Annotated in this window: 4 protein-coding genes; 1 reads left to right on the top strand and 3 read right to left on the bottom strand. The window is 36.1% G+C overall.

What is annotated here, in order from left to right; genetic code table 11:
- Positions 1-3602: VCBS domain-containing protein (locus AC1M9H_RS02560; protein WP_481612694.1), on the top strand; the 3602-nt coding region annotated here is incomplete at its 5' end.
- A 76-nt stretch (positions 3603-3678) separates the two neighbouring features.
- Here the strand turns inward: AC1M9H_RS02560 and AC1M9H_RS02555 are convergent.
- The 3 genes from AC1M9H_RS02555 to AC1M9H_RS02545 are packed head-to-tail and all read right to left on the bottom strand — an operon-like array spanning position 3679 to position 6794.
- Entirely contained in the window at positions 3679-3876 is a 198-nt protein-coding gene (locus tag AC1M9H_RS02555) for a heavy-metal-associated domain-containing protein (protein ID WP_481612693.1), read from the bottom strand.
- Between the two features lie 34 nt (positions 3877-3910).
- On the bottom strand, positions 3911-4306 hold the full coding sequence (gene cueR / locus AC1M9H_RS02550) for a Cu(I)-responsive transcriptional regulator (RefSeq protein ID WP_481595251.1): 396 nt from the start codon (positions 4304-4306) through the stop codon (positions 3911-3913).
- A 22-nt stretch (positions 4307-4328) separates the two neighbouring features.
- Positions 4329-6794 carry a heavy metal translocating P-type ATPase gene (locus AC1M9H_RS02545; RefSeq protein ID WP_481612692.1) on the bottom strand — a complete coding sequence of 822 codons (2466 nt, stop codon included), beginning with the start codon at positions 6792-6794 and terminating at the stop codon, positions 4329-4331.
- Between the last annotated feature and the right edge of the window lie 218 nt (positions 6795-7012).

The raw sequence follows: 7012 nt of genomic DNA, 5'->3' as shown, positions 1-7012 counted from the left end.
TCACAGGTGCTGAAAAAGAAGCGGTAGAAGGAGCAATTGCTAAAGCAGAGCAATCACTAACTAATAATGGTGACTTATCAAATCTAGACTTCGATAATGCTCGTGAAGCATTAGAAACAGCGGTTGATAAGGCAAAAACTGCTGAGCAAAAGCTAGAAGAAGCGATTGAAGAAGTAGAAGGTTTAATTGCTGAAGGCAAGTTTGATGGTCAGCAGTTGGATGATGTAGAAGCAGCGCTTGCTGCAGCACAAGAAGCTGCAGAGCAAGAAGGTGCAAACTTCGCTGAAATTAAAGATACTTTAGACGCTGCAGTAGAGAAAGCTAAAGCGGAAGAAGTGATTGAGGATGCAGCTGAAGCAGCATTAAAAGATGCGGTTGAAGAAGCTGAACTAGTTTCTGATTTACCAGACTCCATCCAAGCTACTCTTAATCAAGCAATTGAAAATGCAAAAAATCTTGTGGGCAAGCCAGAGGCTTCTGCACAAGATTTTATTGAAGCCAAAGATGCACTTGAATTAGCCGTGAAAAAAGCTATCGTAGCGAAAATAGAATATGACAGTGTCATCATTAAAGCAGTTGATAATGATACGAAACTTGTATTTGATACAATTAAATTACCAGAGGAAAATGAAGAAGAAGGTATTATTTATTCTCTTAAGGATTCTTACCCAGATAAAACTGTCGAGGGATATTTAGTAAAAGCTACTGGCTTTGGTGTTGCTGATATTGGTGTGGGATCAGGAGCAGATGTTGGTGTCTTAAATTCAGTATTTTCATCTGAAGTTGCCGACCCTAAAACTCTAGTAAGCAAAGAGGGAGTTTACCTCACACTCAAAGTCGTCGAAGGTACTAAGCACGAGTTATCACTAGAGGGAACTGCTGGCGGTATCAAAGTCGGTCAGACTTTTGACTTGAAAGTTGAGAAGAAAATCCCAGGAACTGATCAATGGGTTGTTGTACAAAATTATGATGATTGGTTGACTGTAGCTTTCTTAGGTGGAAAAAAACAAGGTCAAATTACGCTTGATGAACAAGGCGAATATCGTATCTCTTTGGTGAATAATGGTGGTGTTAGTGCACTCGGTGGTGACGGTTTAGGTTTGTTAGATCATAAATTGTACGATTTTACCAAAGCAGTAGATTTTAGCGGCTCTATATCTGGCAATCTGATTCGTGATGTTAATAATGGATCTGAAAATACAGATTCGGAAAATGGTCAAGACGTTTACGATATTAATCGTACGCCAGTATTAAAGAGTGTATCTATTGATGGAGTGGAGTCTCAAATCATTGATGGCTTAACGACAGTCCAAGGTAAATTCGGTGAGTTTGTATTTGCTCAGGATGGTACTTACACATATACCGTTGATTCAAGCAAATTGAACTCATCTGAACAACTGGCTGTAACTGAATTATGGGGTCAACAAGAGATCATCTCTTATACAATTGTAGATCCGCAAACAGGTAAACCATCTACAGCGAAACTGACAATTGATATTGCACAAAAAATTAAGGAATTGGACATTGAATTCCAAGAGGTATTGGTCAATATTGTGAATTCTGAGTCAAATTACATTAAAGATAATCCTGCGTTTAAGACAACGTATGATCAAGGTGGTGTAATCAGTGTTGGTGTGGGACCAATCGCAGGTATTAATGTTGCCGAAATTAAAAATCCACTTGAAATCAATGTTAAAGAAAATGAGATTCATAATATTTCATTAAGTTCACAAGCAGGTCACGTCATTGGTCTAGGATCAATGCAAGTTGATCTTCAGGTATACAAATTTAATGACGTAACCCAACAATGGGATCTATATCTTCAAAAAGAAGAATGGTATAGAACTGTTGCTCTTGTAACAGGTGCAGGAGAATCTAAAGAAAACATGGATCTTGTTTTACCGGAAGGACAATACAAAGTATTCCTCTCTACGGAACAAGGTGGACTAAGTGTAGGTGATATTTTAACTTTAAACGTTGATAGTTATACTGTCGAAACTTTTAAAATGGATGGTGGTTTATCAGCTGAAGGTCAACTTGGAAATGAATCTATAGATGGATTTGTAGTGTATCAAGTCAATGGCAAACCAGTTCCAAGTTCAAAAGAGGTTCAAGGTAAATATGGAAAGCTCATTGTCAAAGATGATGGCAGCTATGTTTATCAATTGAATGCTGATCATTCAGGTAAAGTCGGAGATGTGGATACATTCACTTATGCACTGAAAGGTCCGAATAATGAAATTGTCACTTCTACTTTAAATGTCAAACTTAGTGATCTTAATTTCTCTAATCCGACTTCACAAGATTCAAAAGTTTCAGTAGATAATGAAACTATAGTTGCAGGGAATGAAAATTCTGGTTCCACGTCTGGTAGTGGTAAAAAAGTGATTGTACTTAACACCTTTGATATTAAAAATCATAGTGTTCTGGAAATTGGTGATATTTTATTGTCTTCAAAAATTCAAAGCCTCAGTCAGCAAAGTGGTTCATATAGTGTTTATCTTCGCAAAAAAGGTGATAGTTCAAGTAAAATTTCTTTAACTGATGAATTTGGAAACCCAGTTAATGAAGCTAATGGAGCTAACAAGATTTCAAATGATAGAACACAATTTGAGATGAAAAATATTAATCTCCAAAATTTAGAAGCTGGTGAATATGAGTTAGTTTTAGAGATAACCCCACCAGGTTCCTATGTTGTTAGCTATGATGTGACGTATGGTGAATCTAAGATTTATGTTCTAAATCCTGAAGCTTATAAACCAGAAATTACAAACTATACTGTTAATTCAGATGGAACAATTGCATTTGTTAACAGAACCGCTCAAGGCAACATACTGAATGACCAATCAAAAGATTTGTTAGAAAACTCTTACATTTACAATGGTGATAGTCAGTCAAATGTCACGGTCGAGTTTGGTGGAAAAAAACTGCAATTGACGGACAGTAAAACTGATTATGTATTAAATAATGAAAATGTGGTGAATTCTACAGCAGAGAATTATTTAATGGTATTTGGGCAATATGGAGATTTGAAAGTATTTGTAGATGGTACTTATGAATATATTCGTAAAGCTGAGTTTAATGCCGATTTAAATGATTTTGAGTGGAAATACGGTACAGAAGTATTTGAATACACCATCACAAGTATCAATGGAACGAAAAAAACCGGTGTAATTGAAATCAATGTAGGTGTCGATTTCAAAGGTTCGCAATACAATGAAACTGTTACAAGTACTGCTGGTGATGACACTTTCACATTAGGTGCTGGTGCTGATACATTAATCTTCGACGTACTTGAGAAAGCCGATGCAACGGGTGGAAATGGTTTTGATACGTGGTCAGATTTCGAAGCAGGTGTCGATGTAATTGATGTATCTCAACTATTTGTTGATGCTAATACTTCAACTACATTCTCAACAGTTTCGACTGATCAAGTTGCGGATATCTTAAGTAAATATATCACTGTTAAAGATTCTGTAATTTCAATCGATCGCGATGGTGAAGGTACACAATTTGAAGCTACTCAATTGTTGAATATTGGTCCTCAAAATGCAGATCTGACTTTGGAGCAGTTACTTCAAAACGGTCAAATCATTTATTAATTCTTTAAAAAACGCATACTTCGGTATGAGTTTTACAAAAAAAGGCGAAACATTGTTTCGCCTTTTTTATACCAATTTAATCTTTTAATTTAGGAGGAAAACCATCTTCAGTTAAAACTTCAGCGATTTTTTCAAAGTCATATGTTGTTTGAATATCCGCAATTTTGTTGGCAACATCTACATTCACGCTAGCATTAGGATCAAGTGACATTACTGAAGCAGTGACACCTTTAGCACAACCAGAACAACTAATATTTTCAATAAATAATTTCATAATAACCTCTTGCATTAGTTAACATTTATCACTGTCACGATTGAATATGTTCAATTTTATTCAGAATACTGCAATTTGAAGTCGAATCATTAGAGCACATCTGACTCGCAGCCTTTAATTTTAAAATCATTGATTGCATCGAATGAATTTGTTCTGTCAAAAAATGAATATGTTGATCTGTAATTTTTTTCACATCAGCACTTTTTCTGTCAGGATTTTTCCAAAGCTCAACTAAACTTTTGATTTGATCGATCGAAAAACCAAGATCTTTAGCATGTTTAATAAAACTTAAAGTCGAAAGGTCTTGCTCTGTGTAAACACGATAACCGCTAGCGCTTCTGAGCGGAACAGAAATGAGATCGATTTTTTCGTAATATCGAATCATTTTAGCAGTTAAGCCTGAACGTCGTGCTAATTCGCCAATATTCATGATCTTTCCTTTGTTTAAGCGTCTAATTTAGTTTCAAAGTTTTGAGTCTTAAAGCATTTGCTAATACAAAAATCGAAGAAAGTGCCATTGCGATCGCAGCCAAAACAGGTGAGAGTAGGATACCTGTTAAGGGATAAAGGATACCTGCAGCAATCGGAATCAAACAAATATTGTATAGAAAAGCCCAGAACAGATTTTGATGAATATTTCTAATGGTCATTTCGCTTAATTTGATGGCTTTAGATAAGTTATTCAAATTTGATGACATTAAAATAAGGTCAGCCGTTTCAATGGCGACATCTGTACCTGAACCTATCGCAATACCGACTTGAGCTTGCGCAAGTGCTGGAGCATCATTAATACCATCACCAACAAAAGCAACATTTCCATATCGCGTTTGAAGGGTCTCAACGATGTTTAACTTTTCATGTGGTCTGACCTGTGCATAAACTGCATTGATATTAAGTTGATTCGCCACATATTGCGCTGCATTTTGATGATCGCCAGTAATCAAAGCAATGTGCTTGTCGTTCTTTTTAAGTTGAGTCATTACCTCGTAGGTTTCAGGTCTTAATTGATCCGTGATTAAAATAATTGATGCAAGCTCACCATCGATGGAGACCGCGATGGGTGTTTGAGCTTCATCTAGTAATCTTTGATGGTGAAAGAGTGCATGAGAAATCTTTGCATTTTCTCGAGTAATAAATTCTACAGATCCAATTTTAATATCCTGACCATTCAATTGTGCTTGAATGCCGAATCCTGAAATACTCTTAAACTCAGAAATTTCGATCATCTTTATATGATGATCGGATGCATATTGAACAATCGCTTTAGCAATTGGGTGCTCGGAATGATATTCAACGGATGCAACAATTTGTAGAACCTGCTGAAGTGTAAATGGTGCGAAAATCTCGATATGACTAATCGCAGGTCGACCTATTGTTAGTGTTCCAGTTTTATCAAATGCAAATGTTGAAATATCTCGAAGTTTTTGAAGTGAAGCCGCATTTTTAAATAAAATTCCGTGTTCAGCAGCACGTCCCGTCGCAACCATTATTGACATCGGGGTTGCAAGACCCATCGCACAAGGGCATGCAATAATCAAAACAGAAACGGCGTTAATCATAGCATAGCTCAGATTAGGTTCAGGTCCAATCACCAGCCACGCGATGAAAGTAATCATCGAAATCAAGAGGATAACTGGAACAAACCATAAGGTGATTTTATCGACTAAAGATTGTATGGGGAGCTTTTGTGTCTGAGCATTTTCAACCAACTGAATAATTGAAGATAAAATGCTACTTTCAGCGGTATGCTTGGTTTCAATGACAAGAAATCCATTTTGGTTAATGGTTCCCCCAACGACTTCTGAACCCATCAATTTGTGGATTGGAAAATATTCTCCACTGATCATTGACTCATCTACAAAGCCTTCACCTGAAATAACCACGCCATCTACAGGAATTTTTTCACCAGGCCGAACTTCAACCTGCATACCGATTGTAATTTTATCAATAGAGATATCTTTAGTCTGGAGGTCAGATACTCTAACCCGTGCTGTTTTAGGTTGTAAGCCAATCAGATGTTGAATCGCTGCAGAAGTTCGACCTTTAGCTCGTGCTTCTAGATATTTGCCTAACAAAATAAATGTAATAATGAGTGTTGCAGGCTCGTAATAGACATGTACTGACTGTTGTGGCAATAAACTTGGAAAGAACGTAGCAACAATAGAATATAAATAGGCAGCTCCTGATCCTAAACTCACCAAAGAATTCATGTCAGGATGTAAATTTATCAGTGACTTGATACCTTGTGTGAAAAAATGCCGTCCAGGTATAAAAATAACTAAAGTCGCAAGAATAAATTGGAATAACCAACTCTGATTCTGACTGATGTAAGTACCTATAAAATGATGAAATGAAGGCAAGAGGTGCGAGCCCATTTCAATGATAAATATAGGTAAACTGAGTACAAGTGCGATAATAAAATGCTTGAGAATTTTTTTTGATTCAAGTTCGCGATTTGGAAGTGCTGTGATCGTTTGCTGTTCAAGTACAGCTTCAAACCCTGATCTTTCAATACGCTCAATAACTTGATCAACAGGAACTGGATAAAGTAGATCAATGCTTGCTATCTCAGTTGCCAAACTTACTTGTGCTGCTAATACACCTGGTATTTTTAGTAAAGAACGTTCAACTCGGCTCACACATGCAGCACAAGTCATGCCTAAAATTTTTAATTTTATTGTTGCCCATTTTTTAATTTTAAAACCTGTTTTATTTACGGCTTGAATGATTTGTTGATCTGTTACGTCTGTTGTTAACTCAATTTGAGCTATTTCAGCGGCGAGGTTCACACTGGCATCTTGAATACCATCGACTTTTTTTAATGAGTTTTCAACACGGCTTACACAAGCAGCACAGGTCATTCCTTCAATTTTGATTTGAATAGATTTAGTTGAAGTAGATGACATACTTAACTCCATATGCTGATTGAAATAAGGTCACGATCATTCTAAACCTTCCCATTGTGGTAAGGTCAATAAGATTTGTTTCTTGTTTCATCATTACTGATTGGAATCCAAATTAGGCGTATGTTCTTTACTCACTTAAATTAAAAACAATATTCCAAAAATCCATTTAAATTGAATAAATTTTCTTAAATAAAAAATCATCAAAACAAATCAGAATAAAAAATAACCAA

Source organism: Acinetobacter sp. ANC_7512 (assembly GCF_056779935.1).
Note: the sequence above shows the minus strand (reverse complement) of the source record. Positions and strands in the feature narration are given on the sequence as shown.